Source organism: Calothrix sp. CBUCES-K 9914, from assembly GCF_059640475.1.
This window is the reverse complement of sequence record NZ_JBXXZH010000016.1, coordinates 50,572-70,126: the sequence shown is the minus strand read 5'-3', so window position 1 is coordinate 70,126 and position 19,555 is coordinate 50,572. Positions and strand designations below refer to the sequence as shown.

Here is a 19,555-nt window from a genome sequence, read left to right as displayed (position 1 = left end):
CATTCTACAGCGCCTTGGGAATAATGCCCGATTTCATCATCATTCAAACTTAAATTACTTATTATGGCAATTGTCAGCATTACAAACACATCAGTCGCAGTTAACCCCCTCAAACATAGCCAAGCAATAGGTGCCACTTTGGCATTTATGGGGTTTAAAGGAATAATGCCCGTATTACATGGCTCGCCTGGTTGTAGTACGTTCGCAAAAATTCCTTTATCTCAACATTTCGACACCTCAATTCCTCTTTCAACCACAGCAATGACTGAAGTTGTGACTGTTTTAGGTTGCGAGGAAAGCATTAAACAAGCAATTTTAACGTTAGTACTGCAGAATCAACCAGAAATCCTTGGTCTTTGTACCACTGGACTGACGGAAACCAGAGGGGATGATATGGGACGTTTTTTGAAGGAAATTCGCTCCATACCAGAACTGAATAATCTACCAATGGTTTTAGTCTCAACTCCAGATTTTAAGGGTACGTTGCAAGATGGTTTTGCAGCAGCAGTTGAAAGTATTGTCAAAGAAATTCCTCAAATAGATACAAGTACACAAAACAAACAAGACACACACTCAAAGCAGGTGACAATCTTAGCTAGCTCTGCTTTTACACCAGGAGACGTACAAGAAATTAAACAGATGTGTCAAGATTTTGGATTAAATCCAATTGTTATACCAGATTTATCTGCTTTACTTGATATCGAATTAGATGTTGGTCGTCATAATAGTGCGGTAACACCTAGCGGCGCCAGTTTAGAACAATTGAACTCTGTTGGCAATTCAACATTTACTCTAGCACTTGGTGAAAGTATGCGTTCTAGCGCGCGGGTATTACAGCAAAAGTTTAAAGTCCCTTATGATGTGTTTACTGAGTTTGTTGGACTTGATGCAACAGATAAACTTTTGTATGCATTGGCACAAATTAGCGGTTCCACAGTACCAGAAAAATACCGTTGTCAGCGGCGCCAGTTACAACGTACAATGTTACTGACTCACCTAGAGTTTAGTTGCAAAAAAGTTTCTGTAGCGTTAGAACCTGATATGCTCTGGTTAACTGTTGATTTTCTGCAATCGATGGGAGCGGAAATTCATGCAGCAGTAACAACTGGACGCTCTCCACTACTGGAAAAAATGCCGATTCAAAGTGTTACTATCGGTGATTTAGAAGACTTTGAACAATTAGCGGCAGGTTCAGAATTACTAATTGCGAACTCCTACGCGGAAGATATCGCTAAACGCTTAAATATTCCTTTATACCGTCAAGGTATTCCTATTTTTGACCGTTTGGGCAATGGTTTAGTTACAAAGATTGGGTATAGAGGGGCAATGCAGTACTTATTTGATGTTGCTAATTTACGAGTAGCATGACAAGTACTAAAGAACCAAAACTTCAAACGTATCGATTATGCTTTTACATTCGTCACTTTCTTTATTCTTTGCGCTTGTTTTATTTGGCGCCAGTGTTCGCATCGAAGACGAAATTGAAAGAATTGCACTTATTTGTATAGGTTGTTTATTTGTATGTATAAGTTTATTCTTTACAGCGGCACCTGTTGAAGCTTTAATTTTAATAGCTTTTGCTGCTTATACTTTTAGAAGAATACTTTAGAGAATACTTTAGAAGAACACTATAGTATTGGTAATATTAATGAAATGCACTCTGATGCGTGTAAATATTTAGTGTAAATATTTAGTGTAAATATTCAAACTACGCCCTTGTTTATTTCACTATAATTAACCAACGTTTATGCCGTTTTAACTTGCCTTCGTTCTCTAAGTCTCGCAACACACGTGTAACGGTGACACGAGTTGTATTTAACACATCGGCTATTTCTTGATGAGTTATATGCAAATCAATTAATCGGCCTTCCTGTAAATCACGACCAAATTTATCGCTCAACCAACCCAGAAACTGCCATACACGTGTAGAAACTCGCTTACAATTTACAATACTGACTAATTCTTCGGTTCGTTGAATACGGGATAATAATTTATCTAAGTTTTCATGCAGGTGACTCGCTGGAACGCTAGTTAGCTCAACACCTGTAATGCATTCTAAATGATAAGGTTGAATGCGTGAAAGCGAATAACCAATAATGTCACCAGTTCCCCAATAACCCAAAGTTGTATAAACTCCGTTTTCATCCCAAGTTAGCGCGCGCACACTTCCTCTTTGAATTTGCCACAGTGCTTTATCATTTTGAGGTATTAATTGGCGCCGCTCCAAAGTTCGGTATTGAATGTCAGCACGAAAAGAGCTAGAGGTGTTCGCTATAGCTAGAGTCTTATTCATAAATAACTACGAGATTAACTGTTATTAAAATAACACAGCCACAAGTATTATTTACAACAATAAATTTTAATACTGACCATTAAATCATCAATTATTCGTATGATTACTAGATAAAATTTCACAAGATTTTCACATTTCCCGTGTAAATCAATCTCTAAGGTATGTTTGATTACCTGTATCGACAAAAAAATGAAGCGTTGTCTTTATACAATCTTTAATTATTCTCAGTAAAAACGCGCTTTCTGTAACAATCCCGGAAAAATAAACAGCCTCAGTAAAATTACTATGTAACAGTAATTTTACTGAGGCACGTTACCCGAACTGGGTATTTGGCTATTCGTCCACAGCGACCATTACATCGGTAGACTTAATTACAGCATAAGCATCGGCGCCTTCGCTGAGGTTAAGTGACTGTACTGCATCTTTTGTAATAATTGATGTTATTTCGACTCCAGGTGATAATTCCAAAATCACTTCAGAGTTTACAGAGCCAGGTATAATTTTTTTTACTTTTGCCTTTAATGCATTGCGCGCGCTAAGTCTCATTTCTAAAACCCTGATTTGATGACTACCAGGTGATGGTAGCAAAATAATTGTCTTTAATCATGTACCTTTAGAAAAAATTTAGAAACATAAAAATCCTCATGGCAACGGATGTAGCGGATAGTTATTAGTTACACACAAAACTTAGTTCTTTAAAATAAACCATCCGTTACATCCGCTCATATCCGTTGCCAGAAATATCTTTAGCAGATTGGGTCTGCTAAAGACATTGTATTATTTTCCTCACCATCTATATATATTTCTGGACATTCACAAGTTATGCAAAAAATCTAAAAAAATATGCAAAATGCATCTTTGAATACTTTTTTGCATTATTAAATGAACAGTGCCAAGCATAACGCATTACAAATTAAAGCGTAAATAAAAATCAGACATTCATAAATTCTTCACTTTTGGACTGTAACTCAAAAACTAAGCAAAGACTCCAACAGAACCGCGTATAGGAAATATATTGACTCATGTCGTGATTTTTTATGATTTCCATCAAAATGAAAGTTTTGTAAATTTGTTGCCAATATATAATTTATAGGATTTAATTGATAGGTTCGCTTTAATTTTTGCCTGTTGGGAGTGGCGCCATAGAACAACTCATTCAATGTTCAGGGTGTATTCATTCATAAGCAGTTTTTGACTCCAATTCTTGACTCACACTACCTTTTACAAATTCAAAAATGAAATCATCCTGGTACTTCGCTAACTTTGCTGGTCTTACACTTCTACTTTCTCCCTTTACAGCAACCGCATTACAACCCGTACAGACTCAAGAAGCGAATTCAACTCGCACGGGGAATAATAATTATATCAAGTTGGCGCCGTTACCACCATTACCAAATATTCGCTTTGTTCCTCCAGCAGTACAAAATAATCCGGTAAATACTCCAGCTTATCCTGCGGGTAATGGAGAAATGCGTTTAGGCAAAGAGATTTTACCGTTAAATACTCAAATTAAAGCGTTGATGAATCGTTATAGTTATCTTTCTCCGGGAATGTTCTTTGTTGATCTACAAACAGGTGACTATATAGATATTAATGGAAACAAAGCGTTTCCAGCAGCTAGTACAATTAAATTACCAATATTAATTACCTTATTTGAAGAAATCGAAGCAGGTAGAATTCGTTTAGACGATATTCTTGTGATGCGACGTGACTTAGTAGCAGGTGGTTCTGGTGACATGCAAAATATGTATGTAGGCAAAAAGTTTACCGTTTTGGAAACTGCCACCAAAATGATGACTATCAGTGACAACACCGCTACAAACATGATTATCGATCGTTTAGGCGGATTTTCGAGATTAAACGTGCGTTTTAGTACTCTTGGATTACAAAACACCGTACTACGTCATTTATTAGCTGATGAATACGGTGCTAATACAACTAGCGCGAAAGATTTAGTACATCTGTCAAACTTAATTGCAAACAATCAAATACTTAGTGACGCAAGTCGTAATCAAATTTTAGATATTATGCGTCGTTGCCACAACACTAGTATGTTGCCATCAGGTTTAGGAGCAGGTGCAGTAATTGCTCACAAAACCGGAACGCTTCGATTTGTTCTTGGTGATGCTGGTATTATTCAAACGGCAAGTGGTAAACGCTACCTAGCTGGAATATTAGTTAGAAGACCAAATCACGACGGTAGAGCAACAACTTTTATTCGTCAAGTTTCCCGTATCGTATATGATTACATTGACCATACACAACAACTATCTTCTGAAGATATTAAAGATAAAGTGTAAAGGGTTTTCCAAAAATTAAATCAACCTCTTGTAAATTAACCTCTTGTGGAGTGGGCATCCTTGCCCGCCCTTTAATAATAGAGTCCCCATCCCACAAGGAAATTTTGGCTCCCAGTGTTTAGTTTGGTATTTGTCTGTCCGACAGCTTTGAAGGTTTCTTCGTTTCCCTATAGATAGCTATTGCCTGTACCCAAGACTGTAGAGCTGCTCGATACTTATTGCTTTGATACTCGTTGATGCCTTGCTTAAGCAATCTGCTTGCTTTCGCTTTACGTATAGTCGGTGTTGAAACTGATACTTGTGTCGCGTCTCCAGATGTAGGAATTAGAGTGACTGGTGTCGCGATGGCAATAAGTATAAAAATGAATATCGTGTTTACTTTGCTACTCATAGATTTGTATATATAATATAAAATTAATTGCTTCTAATTAAAGATAGCTCTCACATTCTTTTAGCTATGCACTTTTGCTTTGCCCAGTTGACCTCCATCACATAAAGATACTTTTTTAGTCTTTAACATGACGTTATATACTATATATTCAGGTAAAAGTGCTGGCGCCTTGAAAAAAGCTAACAGGCTTTTATCTCTGTAAATCAAGTATAACTTCCGATATTCGGTTAAAGTTCAGAGTTAAGTCAATTAAAGGTAAAACAACCTGATTTATTAATTAAAATTATTATTCATATTATTAGATATTGGCATATAAGTTGAAAAAAAATCTCAGTATTTACACTAGTTTTCACGCGACACAGGCAATTATAAATGTAGAGACGCCATATATTCCCTGCGGGACACTCCGTGAACGCGTCTCTACGGTGTGTAATATACCAAATCAACTGACAACTTCAAATGGGATTGACATTGTAGCTAGTTTTTTAACGTCAACACCACGAACATCTGAAGGAAGCTGTGTACTACCACTGTTGGCGCCACGAGTGCTTCGATCCAAATCATCGATTAAACTGTTGGTTAGATTCAAAAATTCGTCACCAGTAACTGCGGGTATAAAACTGCGTTTACCTGCGACTCCTCTAGAAGTTGCTAGTGTTTGTAAAACCCGCAGCGAGTCGCGTAGTGGTGCTGTGCTAGCAATTATAAACGCTTCCGAAAATCCAAAAGGTTCTGAAACTTGGAGAGTGGAATTATTTCCTCCCGACTCAGGAATTAAAACTTGTTTCCCAGGTTGTATCAAAGCATCACCTTCAGAAGACGACCAGTCGAAGGGAAAAATTACGTCCATTTTGCCACTACTATCTATAGATAATATACTGACGTAAAGCGGTACACTTTCATTATTTTGAATTTGAAAAGCCACTTTCATCCCTACTGGTAATTTCGGTATGCCTAACTCTGATAGATTAACAGGTTTATTGGGTTGACTGGTGCCTGTGTTTTTGCCGATACCGCGCGCTGTGAAAACTTGACCGAGGACTTTTTTGCTGTCGGCAACAATCATTTTGGCGCCGATATTAACCTTGGATGTGCTAGTGTTACCCAGTATATACCTGACAATTCGACCTGCAAGCAATGATTTTAATTGAGGTTGTAACCGCGTAACTGCTGCACCTATATTTTCACCAGTGTTTCCAAACGAAGTTGCAACAATTCCATCTAAAGTAGGTGAGAATAAACCGACACTACCAACAGCAGGCAAATTTGTAATTCGTCGCTGCAACTGCTGATACTTCTCTTTTGTCATCGAACCAAGCACATAATGACTTTCTTTTCCTATAACTGGTTCGATACGTGGAATACTTTGCAGCGTTGCGCGCGCTTGTCCAATCGCAGTACTATCGAGCAAAGTCTCATCTAATCCAATTTTCAAAGTTAAATTTTTGGGGATAGTGCGAATACTTTCTTGTAAAAGCGTTCCTTTTGTCGGTTGTAGGCGCGTTGCACTTAGCAATTTCGCTTTGGCATTTAATCCTTGACGCGCTTCAATTTGAACCTTTCCACCTGCCTCACCTTTAGCATCGACAATATCTAAAATTGCTTTTTCGTTAAACCCATCCAAACTTTGTGCTTCTATCCCACCTAACCATAAATCGATGTTGGCGCCGCTAACATCAGTAATTACAGCTTCCGCAGGAATTGTTTGAACAGGAGAGAAATATATCAATTTATTTTGATTTGGGTTTAAGTTAGATTCGATTTCAGGTTCCTTATCTATACCTCCCCTTTGATCCCAGACGATTTTCTTAGCACTTTTATTGACGTTAGAAAAGGTCGTGCTGATAGACTCGCTCGCTGTTTTTTGCCAAAGGTATTGAGTTAAAGCATAAGTAAAAACACCCGCATCGAAGCCACTAAATTGACCATCCATCGCAAACTGGTCACGCTTGACAGCAGTTATTACAGTACCCTTAGCAACGTTTTGGCGCCGTCTTTTCATAAATTCCTGTTGAGACAGTCCGGTTTTTGCTAACCATTTACGTTGTTCCTCAAATTCAGCGGGACTCGGCAAAAAACCACTTCCACCCAAACGCGAACGGACTCTAAACCTACCACGTTTGGCACCTCCTGAGTGGCAGCTATCTAACACCACCGTCACATTATCAGTAGGGAGAGCATACATCAGCGTAAACAGTGTGTGTCCCATAATATCTTGCACTACACCACCATTTTCAGGCAAAGAACTATCTACAGGCACAAGAGTACTATTAAATCCATCTGATGTATCACGGTCTTTGTCTTCCACCTGAGAACCATGTCCAGAAAAATGGAAGACAACCACATCTCCAGGTTTAGCTTGTTTAATTAAATGTTCATTGAACGCCTGTAATATACCTTGACGAGTAGCTTGTTTACTAGTCAAAGTTAGAATATCCGTTGTTTTAAAGCCGAAGCGATGCATTAATAACTCGCGTTGCAACAGAACATCTTGTTCACAACCACCGAGAGTAGGAATACCATTAGTATATTCATTAATTCCCACAAGCAGCGCTAATTTACGGGGAGTGCTTTGTGCCAAAACTTTACCATACTCCTCAGATTGGCGCATAATATCCAACTGACTAAAACCTGCTGTAGCTAGGACAGAACCAGCAAATTGTAAAAATTGGCGCCGTTTGATATGAGACATAGGATTTTAGTGTATGTAATAGGTTGGGTCTCAGAACGGAACCCAACATTAACTCAAGTATGTTAAGTTACGCGCGGGAGCATCACTCAGCAGTACTAAATTATATTTCTGGTAGCTATAAGGATATGCAAAAATTACTGGCGCCGTTTTCAAATACTAAAATACGCCTATTAGGTATTCCCTCGTTAAGACCAAATTTGTTGAATGTATTGACGAACTTGTTGCCAATCATTTGGCTGTAAAGTTCCTAAAAGACGGTCTATCAAGCTTTTTTCAACTGTATTTACTTTATGTAACCTAACTACTGATGGACGCATTAAACCTGCTTGCTGCCATTCGATAATTTCAACGTCATAAGCAGTTTTAAACATTTGGCTGGTTATACGTGACACAACAATGTCATCATCTCCTGTATCTAAAAGCACTAATGCAGGGCGACGTTTAGATGTAGCTGCATCTGAAAAAGGCAATGCAAGTAAGACTACAGAACCAGGTTGATAGTTTTGCATTGCTTATATCGTGTCATAAATAGCATCTTCTTCGCTGTAACCTTTAAGTAGTTGTTCAGCAGCGACACGGTGCCAAGCTTCATCAGATTCATCTTCACTCTTGTCATCAACCATAATAATTACTTTCAGTTGCTGATTTTGTGGTAACTGACGTAAAACTGTATCTGGTAGTTTAATATTACCTTCAGCATTTAGCTGGGCTGGAAACTCGTATGCTTTCATATGATCGACTTGAGACTGAAAAACGTTTATTTATAGAACTATTTTAGAGTATAGGCGCCGTGCATGAGATGAATTGTACTAGTAAAAGTCTATAATAATTAAAAAAAAGCCTTAAAAACACCATGAGTACTCAAATCACTATTACGTTGCCGGATGAATTTTTCCAACGAGCAAAACTTTTTGCCCACCTGGCAAATCGTGACGTAGCTAGTGTACTGGTTGATACTTTGCTTTATTCCATACCGAGCGTAAGCAAAGAGGTCGCAAACTTAGAACCCGTATCAATACTTTCTGATGAGCAGGTTATGACTTTAACGGAACAACAAATGTTACCTGAACAAGACGCGCGTTTAAGCGAATTACTTTATAAACAGCAAGCAGGTAGCTTAACTAAGATCGTTACCATAACCCGTAACAACATAGTCATCTCCGCTCCCAGCATAGATAGTATTATTTCCCGCATCTAATATGGGTTTGTAAGAAATAGCTTCCTTGGCTAGGTAGGCATTAAATCTACCAGCATAATTACTTATAGAGTCATAGCCAACACCTGCTAAAACAACGTTAGCACCATTGCCTGTATAAACTGTGTTGTCACCTCCAGCAGCATAAATAAAGTCATTGTTCTCGCCCAACGTTAGGGTTACACCGTTAAGAGTTGAGTACTGGTCAGTAAAACCTATACCACGGAATATTCGAGTTACCATAATTTTGTTTTGAATGTAATAATTGTTGCGTTTTTAACTTATTGGCAGATGTTACAAGTTTGAATACAGAAATTCACACGTTTATTGCATACGTATAATTACTTCTATTCTTTGTAAAATTTAGTGAATATTCCCTAGGAGATATTGTATACGGCAATTTGTAATCCTAATTTATAGTCGGTGTGAAGTTTTAGTGAATAGACAAATATGAATTCGGTATTTACTGCAAATTTTTCGTTATGGCGCCAAAACTTCCGAACCCAGAATCATTTAAAATTATTGGAGGTGGGTCTATAACGACTGCAACACGGGGATTTGGGAGCAATGAGTCAACCTAAAGATACCAATCCAATTCTGGATGCTTGGAACAAAACTGCATCGCGCTTTGTACAACTGCTGCCAACCGAGCAAGTAGCCAAAACTGTTGTTAGCTGGTTTAATGTTAGCGAAGCACAAGTAGCAGAAATATTGAAAACTGTCAAGTCGCAATTACCAACTACAGAAGCTTTGTTAATTGGTAAACCGCAAGCTGGCAAAAGCTCGATAGTTAGAGGTTTGACAGGTGTTTCCCCCGAAATTATTGGACAAGGGTTTCGACCGCATACGCAGCATACACAACGCTACGCTTATCCTTCCAACGATTTACCTTTACTTGTTTTTACTGATACAGTCGGTTTGGGCGATGTTAATCAGGATACTCAAAGTATTATTCAAGAACTGATTGGCGACTTACAGCAAGAAACTCGCGGCGCCAGAGTTCTGATATTAACTATAAAAATAAACGATTTTGCTACCGATACATTACGGCAAATCGCCAAACAATTACGAGAAAAGTATAGAGATATTCCTTTTTTACTTGCTGTCACCTGTTTACACGAAGTTTATCCACAGGGTATAGATAATCATCCTGCATATCCCCCTGAATATGAAGAAGTTAATCGCGCATATGCTGCTATAAAAGAAGACTTTGAAGGGTTGTACGATGCGGCAATTTTGGTAGACTTTACTTTAGAAGAAGACGGTTACGAACCAGTATTTTATGGTCTAGAAACATTACGTGATACTTTAGCTGATTTGTTACCCGAAGCTGAAGCGCGCGCTATTTATCAATTATTAGACTTAGATAAACAAGCAAGTACGCGCATTGGCAACTTATACCGAAATGTCGCGCGACGTTATATGTATGCTTTTAGTGTAATAGCAGCGACACTTGCTGCAGTTCCGTTGCCGTTCGCGACCATGCCAGTACTAACAGCATTACAAGTATCAATGGTTGGGTTATTAGGAAAATTATACGGACAAAACTTAACGCAATCGCAAGCTGGAGGCATTGTTAGTGCTATCGCTGGTGGTTTTCTTGCTCAAGTTATTGGACGGGAATTAGTAAAATTTATACCTGGTTTTGGTAGCGTGATTGCCGCATATTGGGCTGCTTCATATACATGGGCGTTAGGTGAAGCTGCTTGTGTTTATTTCGGTGATATCGTGGGAGGTAAAAAACCCGACCCGAAACAAATTCAATCTGTTATGCAAGCTGCGTTCACTGAAGCTAAAGAACGTTTCAAAAATGTTGCGGCGCCTGTTTCTAATAAATCACAACAGTAACAAAGAATTATTTTAGTGGTACCTATTAATCCGCGCTATTAGATATATGTATGTCTATTAGCTGTTTTTTATAGCAATTAGTATACCTATAGCTTTGAGTATTAAAAACTATCTTGCTGATTCTGAACTAAAAATCGTATTATATCTCGCTGTTCCTTCAACATGTCTTGCTGCTCTGCGACTAAATTCGTTAATTGGCTGTTTAATTGAGTTAGCGACACAATTACATCTTGATATTGTTCTATTAGACGGGTTTTTTCTGCTTGGCGACGGCGTTGAAGACGATGAGCAATTAAAGGTGGACGATTCAGTCGTAACTGTTGACAAGTAAATTCTCCTGTTCAAGTTTCTCAGATGCGTTGTTTTGACTTTGTGCATAATTAAAATTTTGAGAAGTAGAGTTTTTCAGCAGGGAAACTCTACTTCCCAATATGGTTTTGGTTTAATTACAACTAAATGCTGCTTGCTGTGGATAATTATGAAAATTACCCGCAGAAACTTGTGCAATCAACTCGACTTCTCCACGGGAATTAAGAACTAAACCCTGTGCTTCCACAATTGGTTCAAGAGTTGTTTTTGTTATAGTTTCTCCTTGTTCCCTTATCGGGTTTATCTCCTGATTTTCGTCACCCGGAAGCTTTACCCAGTTAGTTATCACCGCGCGTCCCCGCAATGCTTCCAAGGGATTTAATGGTAATCCTCCACGTCCAGTAGAGATAAAGCGACTAGCGGTTTGCCCTCTTTGAGGACTACAACCAGAGGCAATTTGTTGGGATGCATCAACTAAGTTGCTGGGTAGTTCAATTAATCCGCGACTAGGATCAATATCTGGTATGTTAAGTACTATGGTTCCTTGAATACCACTCTCAGAACTTGCTGTAATATCGCTTAATAATGTATTAAAAGGACGAGGCTGAATACCAAAAACACTCTGTGCAGTGATGTTAACTGTACCACCGTTACCTTTAGAAGCATTAGCGGAGATATCGCTGTTTTCATTGGGAACTGCTACTATGAACGGTGTAGTGATGGTAACATTACCACCATTACCTGTAGCAATTTCTTTATCTAGTCCGGCGGTAGCGGAGATAAGACTGTTGTGCCGTAAAAGAAGTAAGTCTGGCGCCTTGAGGGTGATGTTACCGCCCTGGTTACTAGCAGTTTCAGCAACCAGGGCGCCACTAGTATCAAGTTTGATTGTATTCGCCTGAATTTCAATATTGCCGCCTTGCCCTGTTCCTCTGCTATCAACAGCAATACGGGCTTCTGCTTGAAGAAGCAGTGTGTTGAGTGGTGTATCAGGATTGATAAAGATGTTGCCGCCGTTACCAGAAGATGCAGGGGCGGTATTTGCAAAAAATCCTGTACTAGCCTCAGAGATGGAGAGTTTGTCTTTTATTTTTAGGGTAATATCTCCGGCTTTACCACTGCCTGATGTAGTAGTGCGAAGTTGACTTCCTCCTGTACCGCTGAAAGTATTAGTGTTGACAATGATGCTACCACCAGAATTAGCTGCAGTAGTGGTAGCATCTAATACAGCATTTTTAGCAATTTGAAATTGATTCGTATTGACAGTAATTGTTCCGCCTTGTCCACCTGAAGTAGTGACGTATAAACCACTACCAGAATCTGACAGGTTAAATTGGTCAGTTGCGTTGACGATAATATCTCCTGCCCTGCCACTACCAGAGGTTGTAGTCAAAAACTGTCCGGCGCCTGTTACCGATAAAGTATCAGTATTGACTGAAATATTGCCACCTCTAGAGGCATTTAAAGTTCTGGCATTAAGTACGCCTCTATCCCAAACACGCAAACTAGCAGTTGTAACGGTTATATTTCCACCTTGTCCACTATCACTTGCTTCTGTTCCAGAAATTAAACCGCTAACAAACCCAGAAGTTGAGTTGAAGCCAGAGATAATAGCTGCATCTGTTGCCTTCACTTCAATATCGCCAGCTTTACCATTCCCCAAAGTTAGGCTTTGCACAACACCGCCATCTTTTAACGATAGAGAACGACTTTGGATATCAATTTTTCCACTATTACCAGTGGCGCCTGGTCCCACACCACTCAGAATAGAACCATTGTCGAGACTGACATCATCTGAAGAAACAAGTATATTTCCGCCATTGCCGTTACCAAAGGTTGTTGCAGCAATAACGGCTTGGTCTTGAACTAATAACTTTCCTGTTTGAATATTAATTACACCTGCATTACCTGCATTCTGAGTTTGTCCAGAAGTTTGGGTGTATAGCCCAGTAGGAAATTCCACATCACCAAACTGACGGGAAAACGCTAGAGGTGGAATGTAACCACCTAGTTTTATGCCTGGAGGTAGTCCAGAACCAGGAGCAGCAAATAAGCCTTGTTGTGTATAAAAATAACGTACAAGTTCTGGACTAGAACCACTCAAACGCACAAATTCAGGAGCAATTATTGTTAAATTGCCTCCTGTACCCTGAGTTGGTGTAGAAGTTGATACTTGTGTTCCATCTTTTAAAGCGACTGACCGCGCGCGAATTTCAATATCACCGCTTTTACCTGCACCATTTGTACTTGTAGAAATAATACTGTTGGCGGCTTCAAAAGCTCCGTTAGTCGTGACAGTAATATTGTTTGACTCAGTGCCACCGTAACTGATAAGTGAACCTGTAGTTATATCATTAAGGGCTGTTAAAGCAATTGCTCCTCCCTTTTTTGAGATACCATCTGGATTAATTGGCGATTCATTACTAACTGAGAAAGCAAAAATATCCTGTGTTTTGATGCTGCCATTAGGAGCAGTGAGAGTAACTCGACCGGCATTGCCCGAATCACCTGTATAATTCACCAGGGAATAAGAGCTAACCCCACCAAGACTAATATTTCCGTTGGTAGTGTTGAGGGAAATATCTCCGCCATTACCAGCATTGCCACTTGCTGCTGAGGAATTTGAGGATAAATTATCGCGAATAGCAATATCTTTTAAAGCTGTTAAGTTAATGGCGCCACCATTACCAGAATTACCAAAACTAGCGCTGGACAAACTGTTAATGCTGAAGTAGCCATTGATTTGAATACCACCTTGAGGAGCATTGAGTGTAACATTTCCCCCGTTTCCAATGTTGCCAAATCGAGCAGAACTGTTAGAGCTAATACTATCAGTAATGGCAATGCTACCGTTAGATGTATATAAGTTAACTGCTCCCCCACTGCCACTAATGGCATTACTTTTGCTACCAACTACAGAATTGGGGTCATTATCGTTATCGTTACGTACACTTGAGTCGATACTACCAACTACTTTAATCCCGTTAGGGGCTGTCAGTGTGATTTTTCCACCATTGCCAACATTACCCGTTTGGAGAAAGTTATCATACGGGGAACCTAATTCTAATGCAGCTTGGGACGAAATTGTTGAGAAAAAAGTACTTGTACCTGTAATATCAATGTTATTGCCTGCACTAACTGTAATTGCTCCACCATTTCCAACCTTTGCATCGGTAACTGCAATATTAGATAGTGAACCTAGGCTACCTGTAGAAGCGGCATCTAAACGACCTTGGATTTTAACACTGCCATTAGAGGCGGTAAGAGAAATATCTCCACCATTACCTGTACCACCAAGATTGGCAGTGGACCCAGAAGAAATATTGCCTGTAATATCAATATTATTTGCAGCTAAGAGTTTGATATTTGCCCCATCTCCGGCTCTAGAAACTTGTCTTGACAGAGGATTGTATGAGTAAGCACTCAAATCCCCTTTGATATTAATACTACCTTGAGGGGCATTAAGAGTAATTGCTCCAGCATTTCCAGGTATACCAGAATTAGTGCTAGGTGATGAATCTAAATTGCCTGTAATGTTTATATCACCATTCAAAGTATTAAGTACTATAGTACCACCATTGCCTGTATTACCAGATTGTGTAAAAGCCCAAGAATTTAAATCACCTGTAATATTGATACTGCCATTTGAGGTATTAAGGGAAATAGGGGCGCCATTACCCGCGTCACCAAGTCGAGCAAAAGCAAAGGAATCTAACTCACCAGAAACGGTAATATTACCAGTAGCCTTGAGAGTAATGGCGCCAGCAGGACTACCAAAATAACCAGTTGTACCAATATTTTTAACTGTTATGTTACTTCCCAAAATCTCTACTTGACCACCCAAAGCAATTAAATCTCCACCGCTGCTGTCCACATCACCACCTACTAACCGCAAACTCTGTCCGTCTTTAACTCTCAGTCCAGATAAAGAACTACCTGCGGGAGTTTGGCCTGCTGGTGCAACTGATTTATTTATAATTGGCGCCGCATTAATTTGATTAAACAAAAAAGCCGAAGGATTTACCGTCAACAAAGGTGAAGGAACGTTTTTATCAGTAGCGCTAAAAAATCCAAGATTCCCGAATTGCAGTGCATTTGCTGTACTTGCAGTAAATGAACCACCTATATCCAACCGCGCGTTCTGTCCAAAAATAATCCCACTCGGATTTATGAAAAAAAGGTTTACCCCATTTTGTGTACGAATCAACCCATCAATTACAGATTGATTACCACCTGTCACGCGCGAGAGAATATTTTGAATATTAGGACTACTTTGAAAAATTGCCGCTTCGTTACTATCGAGATTAAACTTACCAAAGCTGTGAAATAAATTGTTACCAACCGTTTGCCCTACAGATTGAGGAATTGTGTAATTAACTCCCGTTAAAGTTTCTTTTGTTCCCAAAGACCCATCCAGGGTGATGTTTTGCGCCAAAACTTTAGTGCTAGGGTATGCTAAGGCGACACAGGAAGCCAAAATTCTTGACAGTAATACCAGCCTATCTTTCGGCATAGATTACCCTCCTACCAACAATATCAGCAGATTGGTTATGTATAGGATACTGAGTTTAGTTTAAGGGTAAATACAAAGCTTAAAAAGCTATTGATTGTAAATTTGTGTAAAGACGCTGCATATTTTCTGAGTGCAGACGTAAACGTAAATTAGGAAAAATTTTGGGTTGTATCTACTACCCAAGTGATTTATTGTATCTTTACTATCTGCTAGCTTGACAGACACCAAAGACCGTTTAGCACCTGGAACACAAAATACTTTTGTACTAAGTATGGGTTTGTCTGAAGCTGTGCCTGGGTTTAAAGCCTTACTCAATGTACCATCAGAATTAGACACAATTGTCAAGCAAAAGCCTACCGATACCAAAGGCATTTATCCTGGAGAACAATTCCTTAATAAGGCTTTCGACTTTCCTGCCGAACCATTAGTACTTCATGTCATTAAATTTGGACAGTTGGCGCCAAATAATAACTCTTCTCTGGTGTGAACTCTGTGTCTCTGTGGTAAAAAAACTATATGACTGCACAGGCGGGACGCCTATGCTACGTCAACGTTTTCGTTATTTTGTATATGGTGCAATTTCCTTACCAAACAACGGTTAAGATTTATTAAACTAGTAGACAGTTAGCAAAAATGTCCACAAGGCGTGGACATTTTTTACAGTATCTATAAGTTGTACTGTGGATAATTACTGAGCGTTTTGGCGCCACCAGTCAATTGTATTCTTCAACCCTTCCTCAAATCCAACTTGTGCAGTAAAGCCAAAAGCTTGTTTAGCTCGTTCGGTATCGAGGCAACGACGGGGTTGACCGTTGGGTTTGTCGGTTTCCCAAACGATTTCACCTTCAAATTCCATTAACTTACATATTAAAGTTATCAAGTCCTTGATGGAAATTTCATAACCTGTACCTAAGTTTACAGGTTCGGAATCGTTAAAAAACTGAGTTCCCATCACGATACCGCGCGCTGCATCTTCTGAATAAAGAAACTCACGAGTGGGAGTTCCATCACCCCAAACTGGAAGTTGCTTGTCACCTCTCGCTTGCGCTTCTTGGACTTTACGAATTAAAGCTGGGATAACATGTGAGCTTCTGGGATCAAAGTTATCCTCTGGCCCATACAAATTAACAGGCAACAGGTAAATACCGTTAAAGCCGTACTGTTGACGATAAGCTTGGAGTTGCACTAACAACGCTTTTTTCGCAATACCATAAGGTGCATTCGTTTCCTCAGGGTAGCCATTCCAAATATCATCTTCTTTGAAAGGCACTGGCGTAAACTTCGGATACGCGCATATTGTACCAACACAAACAAATTTTTCGACACCAGCTTCGTAAGCAGCGTGAATTAACTGTGTTCCCATCATTAAGTTGTCATAAAACAACTCTGCTGGTTTCTCGCGGTTCAAGCCAATACCGCCGACATGTGCCGCTAGATGGATGACAACATCTTGCTGGTCTGAGGCGCGCTTACAAGCTTCCATTTGCCGCAGATCATAGTCGCGTGAACGCACCACTGTGATTTTCTCTGGGCTAGCTCCAGCCTTACATAACTGGCTAATTACCTGTTTACCAAGAAAACCGGCGCCACCAGTTACAAGAATCCGTTTGTTATTTAGCTCTAAGCCAGTCATAGGATTTTGGATTTTCCCTAAAAGGGACATGAATGGGATTTGGTATTTTGGATTCTATAGAATCAAATTTGATTTTTGAAATATATGTAGGTGGCTTCTGCCACCTAAATCTAAAATTAGAAGTGTAACGCACCTAGTTCTTGACGAACAGTTGCGATATCTTTTGGAAGGGCACCATTTTTATTAGGTGAGGTAATACCCAAAGCTTGTAAGTCAGCTTCAACCATCAACTGCACAAGTTCATCAAATGTTACAGATGGTTTCCATCCTAACTTTTGCTGCGCTTTGGTTGAGTCACCAATTAATAAATCTACTTCTGCTGGACGTAAATAACGCTGATCAAATTCAACGTAATCTTCCCAGTTCAAATTTACATAACCAAACGCTCGCTCTAAAAAGTCACGTACTGTATAGGTTTCGCCAGTTGCAATTACATAGTCATCGGGAGCATCTTGCTGGAGCATCAACCACATTGCTCGTACATAATCTTTTGCATAACCCCAGTCACGCTTAGAATCTAGATTACCCATGTATAGCTTTTTCTGTCTACCCGCAGCAATTCGAGCAACTGCCATTGTAATTTTACGGGTTACAAAAGTTTCTCCACGACGTGGTGATTCATGGTTAAATAAAATACCGTTACAAGCAAATAAGTTGTAGGATTCACGGTAATTTATTGTTTGCCAGTGAGCGTATACCTTAGCGCAAGCATAAGGACTACGAGGATAAAAAGGAGTTGTTTCGCTTTGTGGTACTGCTTGTACCAAACCGTACATCTCTGATGAACCAGCTTGATAGAATCGTACTTGAATGCCTGTACGCTGTTGATAGTCACGAATTGCTTCCAACAGACGTAAAGTTCCTACACCTACCGAGTCAACAGTATATTCTGGCGAATCAAAGCTAACACGTACATGGGACTGGGCGCCGAGGTTGTAAATTTCTACGGGTTGAACTTCCTCTAAAATACGGCGCAGTGTAGTGCCATCTGTTAAGTCACCATAGTGTAACAACAAACGTACTCCCTCTTTATGAGGGTCTTCGTACATATGGTCGATACGGTCAGTATTGAATGTAGAAGTACGACGGATAATACCGTGAACCTCATAACCCTGCTCAAGCAAAAACTCACTCAGATAAGAACCATCTTGACCTGTGATACCTGTTATCAGCGCTCGCTTTCTTTGCGTCATGCTTTATATCCCTTGTTATTTGCTCTTCTAAACTAATCTAAGTAATAGACATATACAACCTGATACAATTTAACAAGTCTAGCTAGATTTCCCAATGGGAAAGCTACTAATAATTGTTTGTATTTAGAGAAATGTATCAGTATATATACTTACTTTCGCTCCCTGAACACAACTCTTTAAGCTTAACTACGAAATATTAAGTCACTCAGTAGTGTTATGTTCATATTCATCGAAACTTTATATAATTTATATATTTATGAAGAACATATTAATTTGATCATTTGTTGAAATGATTTTTTGAAAAAACTGGTTCCAAAAATAAATACTAAATTAAGTATCTGTAAAGCAAATTTTTACTTTACAGATACAATCAAAAATATACAAGTATACTCTTCAGTAGGCGCCGTTATCTTTGGGTATAACAACCACACCGACAGTCTTTAAAACAATCCAAAGATCGAGCCAGAATGTTCTAAATTTTACATAATGGAGGTCAATCTGAACCCGCCTAGGATAAGGAATGTCATTACGTCCAGAAACTTGCCACAACCCAGTAATACCAGGTCGAATTGTTAAGATTTGTTCGATGTGGCAACCATATTTGGGTAATTCTTCCTCTACTAGTGGTCGTGGACCAACAACGCTCATGTCTCCCATCAAGACATTCCAGAACTGAGGGAATTCATCCAAGCTAGTTATCCGCAAAAAGCGACCAATAAGCGTAATTCTAGGGTCGTGTTTGAGCTTAAAATTTGACTCAAACTCTTGCCTCAACTGCGGTGAGGTTTGCATCATTTGCACGAGAATCTCGTCCGCATTGGTCACCATTGTACGAAATTTTATACAATTAAATCGTTTATAGTTCTTCCCGACTCGTTCTTGGATGTAAAAAATCGGTCCTTGTGAACTGATTGCGATCAGCAACGCTAGCACTAAGTATACAGGGAAAAAAGCTATTAGCATGAATAGCGAGAACGCTATATCAAACAATCGCTTGGCAAACTCTCCGTTGATACTCTCGAATGGCAAAGGCGATGGTGTCTTTTTTTGTTGAACCAGTTTTATAATACTGGGTTTAGACGACCCGCTAGTTGTTTGCCTTTGGTTTCGTTTCCCGGAGAGTAGTGAGCTTTGAGCTGTCATCATACTCCTTTATAATCCACACCACACATAGTCCCAATCTTAAAG

General features: G+C 39.4%; 16 protein-coding genes. 5 read left to right on the top strand and 11 right to left on the bottom strand.

What is annotated here, in order from left to right; all coding sequences use genetic code 11:
* Positions 1-63: 63 nt before the first annotated feature.
* Positions 64-1,368 carry a nitrogenase iron-molybdenum cofactor biosynthesis protein NifN gene (gene nifN, locus AC2JBO_RS05640; RefSeq protein WP_496952652.1) on the top strand — a complete coding sequence of 435 codons (1,305 nt, stop codon included), beginning with the start codon at positions 64-66 and terminating at the stop codon, positions 1,366-1,368.
* A 37-nt stretch (positions 1,369-1,405) separates the two neighbouring features.
* Positions 1,406-1,609, top strand: coding sequence for a hypothetical protein (locus tag AC2JBO_RS05635; RefSeq protein ID WP_496952651.1), 204 nt, complete (start codon positions 1,406-1,408; stop codon positions 1,607-1,609).
* Positions 1,610-1,720: 111 nt separating this feature from the next.
* Here the strand turns inward: AC2JBO_RS05635 and AC2JBO_RS05630 are convergent, their stop codons facing one another.
* Positions 1,721-2,293, bottom strand: a complete 573-nt coding sequence (locus AC2JBO_RS05630; RefSeq protein ID WP_496952650.1) for a Crp/Fnr family transcriptional regulator — start codon at positions 2,291-2,293, stop codon at positions 1,721-1,723.
* A gap of 333 nt (positions 2,294-2,626) precedes the next feature.
* Positions 2,627-2,839, bottom strand: a complete 213-nt coding sequence (locus tag AC2JBO_RS05625; protein ID WP_496952649.1) for a TOBE domain-containing protein — start codon at positions 2,837-2,839, stop codon at positions 2,627-2,629.
* Positions 2,840-3,528: 689 nt separating this feature from the next.
* On the opposite strand from AC2JBO_RS05625, the gene AC2JBO_RS05620 reads away from it, so the two are divergent.
* Positions 3,529-4,593: a serine hydrolase gene (locus AC2JBO_RS05620; RefSeq protein ID WP_496952648.1), complete on the top strand. Its 1,065-nt coding sequence runs from the start codon at positions 3,529-3,531 to the stop codon at positions 4,591-4,593.
* A gap of 118 nt (positions 4,594-4,711) precedes the next feature.
* Here the strand turns inward: AC2JBO_RS05620 and AC2JBO_RS05615 are convergent, their stop codons facing one another.
* From AC2JBO_RS05615 to AC2JBO_RS05595, 5 genes are all read right to left on the bottom strand, one after another.
* Positions 4,712-4,984: a hypothetical protein gene (locus AC2JBO_RS05615; protein WP_496952647.1), complete on the bottom strand. Its 273-nt coding sequence runs from the start codon at positions 4,982-4,984 to the stop codon at positions 4,712-4,714.
* A gap of 442 nt (positions 4,985-5,426) precedes the next feature.
* On the bottom strand, positions 5,427-7,676 hold the full coding sequence (locus AC2JBO_RS05610) for a caspase family protein (protein WP_496952646.1): 2,250 nt from the start codon (positions 7,674-7,676) through the stop codon (positions 5,427-5,429).
* A gap of 185 nt (positions 7,677-7,861) precedes the next feature.
* Complete coding sequence (locus AC2JBO_RS05605; protein WP_496952645.1) at positions 7,862-8,185, bottom strand: type II toxin-antitoxin system PemK/MazF family toxin; 324 nt, start codon at positions 8,183-8,185, stop codon at positions 7,862-7,864.
* Positions 8,186-8,188: 3 nt separating this feature from the next.
* Entirely contained in the window at positions 8,189-8,407 is a 219-nt protein-coding gene (locus tag AC2JBO_RS05600; RefSeq protein ID WP_496952644.1) for a hypothetical protein, read from the bottom strand.
* A 386-nt stretch (positions 8,408-8,793) separates the two neighbouring features.
* Complete coding sequence (locus tag AC2JBO_RS05595) at positions 8,794-9,114, bottom strand: hypothetical protein (protein ID WP_496952643.1); 321 nt, start codon at positions 9,112-9,114, stop codon at positions 8,794-8,796.
* Positions 9,115-9,438: 324 nt separating this feature from the next.
* Between AC2JBO_RS05595 and AC2JBO_RS05590 the strand changes: the two genes are divergently transcribed.
* On the top strand, positions 9,439-10,719 hold the full coding sequence (locus AC2JBO_RS05590; RefSeq protein ID WP_496952642.1) for a YcjF family protein: 1,281 nt from the start codon (positions 9,439-9,441) through the stop codon (positions 10,717-10,719).
* A 442-nt stretch (positions 10,720-11,161) separates the two neighbouring features.
* Here the strand turns inward: AC2JBO_RS05590 and AC2JBO_RS05585 are convergent, their stop codons facing one another.
* A complete protein-coding gene (locus AC2JBO_RS05585) occupies positions 11,162-15,541 on the bottom strand; it encodes a beta strand repeat-containing protein (protein ID WP_496952641.1) in 4,380 nt (1,459 codons plus the stop codon).
* Between the two features lie 214 nt (positions 15,542-15,755).
* Here AC2JBO_RS05585 and AC2JBO_RS05580 point away from each other — a divergent pair, with 214 nt between their 5' ends.
* On the top strand, positions 15,756-16,028 hold the full coding sequence (locus AC2JBO_RS05580) for a hypothetical protein (RefSeq protein ID WP_496952640.1): 273 nt from the start codon (positions 15,756-15,758) through the stop codon (positions 16,026-16,028).
* Positions 16,029-16,229: 201 nt separating this feature from the next.
* Here the strand turns inward: AC2JBO_RS05580 and AC2JBO_RS05575 are convergent, their stop codons facing one another.
* The 3 genes from AC2JBO_RS05575 to AC2JBO_RS05565 form a co-directional block, all read right to left on the bottom strand.
* The gene (locus AC2JBO_RS05575; protein ID WP_496952639.1) at positions 16,230-17,174 is read right to left on the bottom strand and encodes a GDP-L-fucose synthase family protein; all 945 of its coding nucleotides are present in this window, start codon (positions 17,172-17,174) and stop codon (positions 16,230-16,232) included.
* A gap of 116 nt (positions 17,175-17,290) precedes the next feature.
* Positions 17,291-18,367 carry a GDP-mannose 4,6-dehydratase gene (gene gmd, locus AC2JBO_RS05570; protein WP_496952638.1) on the bottom strand — a complete coding sequence of 359 codons (1,077 nt, stop codon included), beginning with the start codon at positions 18,365-18,367 and terminating at the stop codon, positions 17,291-17,293.
* Positions 18,368-18,760: 393 nt separating this feature from the next.
* A complete protein-coding gene (locus tag AC2JBO_RS05565) occupies positions 18,761-19,510 on the bottom strand; it encodes an undecaprenyl-phosphate galactose phosphotransferase family protein (protein ID WP_496952653.1) in 750 nt (249 codons plus the stop codon).
* Positions 19,511-19,555 lie beyond the last annotated feature (45 nt).

Bases quoted from the DNA above. Each gene is read 5' to 3' on its own strand.
- AC2JBO_RS05590 (WP_496952642.1), top strand. From the start codon at position 9,439: ATGAGTCAACCTAAAGATACCAATCCAATTCTGGATGCTTGGAACAAA.
- AC2JBO_RS05565 (WP_496952653.1), bottom strand. From the start codon at position 19,510: ATGACAGCTCAAAGCTCACTACTCTCCGGGAAACGAAACCAAAGGCAA.
- AC2JBO_RS05620 (WP_496952648.1), top strand. From the start codon at position 3,529: ATGAAATCATCCTGGTACTTCGCTAACTTTGCTGGTCTTACACTTCTA.
- AC2JBO_RS05625 (WP_496952649.1), bottom strand. From the start codon at position 2,839: ATGAGACTTAGCGCGCGCAATGCATTAAAGGCAAAAGTAAAAAAAATT.
- AC2JBO_RS05595 (WP_496952643.1), bottom strand. From the start codon at position 9,114: ATGGTAACTCGAATATTCCGTGGTATAGGTTTTACTGACCAGTACTCA.
- AC2JBO_RS05600 (WP_496952644.1), bottom strand. From the start codon at position 8,407: ATGAAAGCATACGAGTTTCCAGCCCAGCTAAATGCTGAAGGTAATATT.
- AC2JBO_RS05610 (WP_496952646.1), bottom strand. From the start codon at position 7,676: ATGTCTCATATCAAACGGCGCCAATTTTTACAATTTGCTGGTTCTGTC.
- nifN (WP_496952652.1), top strand. From the start codon at position 64: ATGGCAATTGTCAGCATTACAAACACATCAGTCGCAGTTAACCCCCTC.
- AC2JBO_RS05635 (WP_496952651.1), top strand. From the start codon at position 1,406: ATGCTTTTACATTCGTCACTTTCTTTATTCTTTGCGCTTGTTTTATTT.
- AC2JBO_RS05585 (WP_496952641.1), bottom strand. From the start codon at position 15,541: ATGCCGAAAGATAGGCTGGTATTACTGTCAAGAATTTTGGCTTCCTGT.
- AC2JBO_RS05605 (WP_496952645.1), bottom strand. From the start codon at position 8,185: ATGCAAAACTATCAACCTGGTTCTGTAGTCTTACTTGCATTGCCTTTT.
- gmd (WP_496952638.1), bottom strand. From the start codon at position 18,367: ATGACGCAAAGAAAGCGAGCGCTGATAACAGGTATCACAGGTCAAGAT.
- AC2JBO_RS05575 (WP_496952639.1), bottom strand. From the start codon at position 17,174: ATGACTGGCTTAGAGCTAAATAACAAACGGATTCTTGTAACTGGTGGC.
- AC2JBO_RS05630 (WP_496952650.1), bottom strand. From the start codon at position 2,293: ATGAATAAGACTCTAGCTATAGCGAACACCTCTAGCTCTTTTCGTGCT.
- AC2JBO_RS05615 (WP_496952647.1), bottom strand. From the start codon at position 4,984: ATGAGTAGCAAAGTAAACACGATATTCATTTTTATACTTATTGCCATC.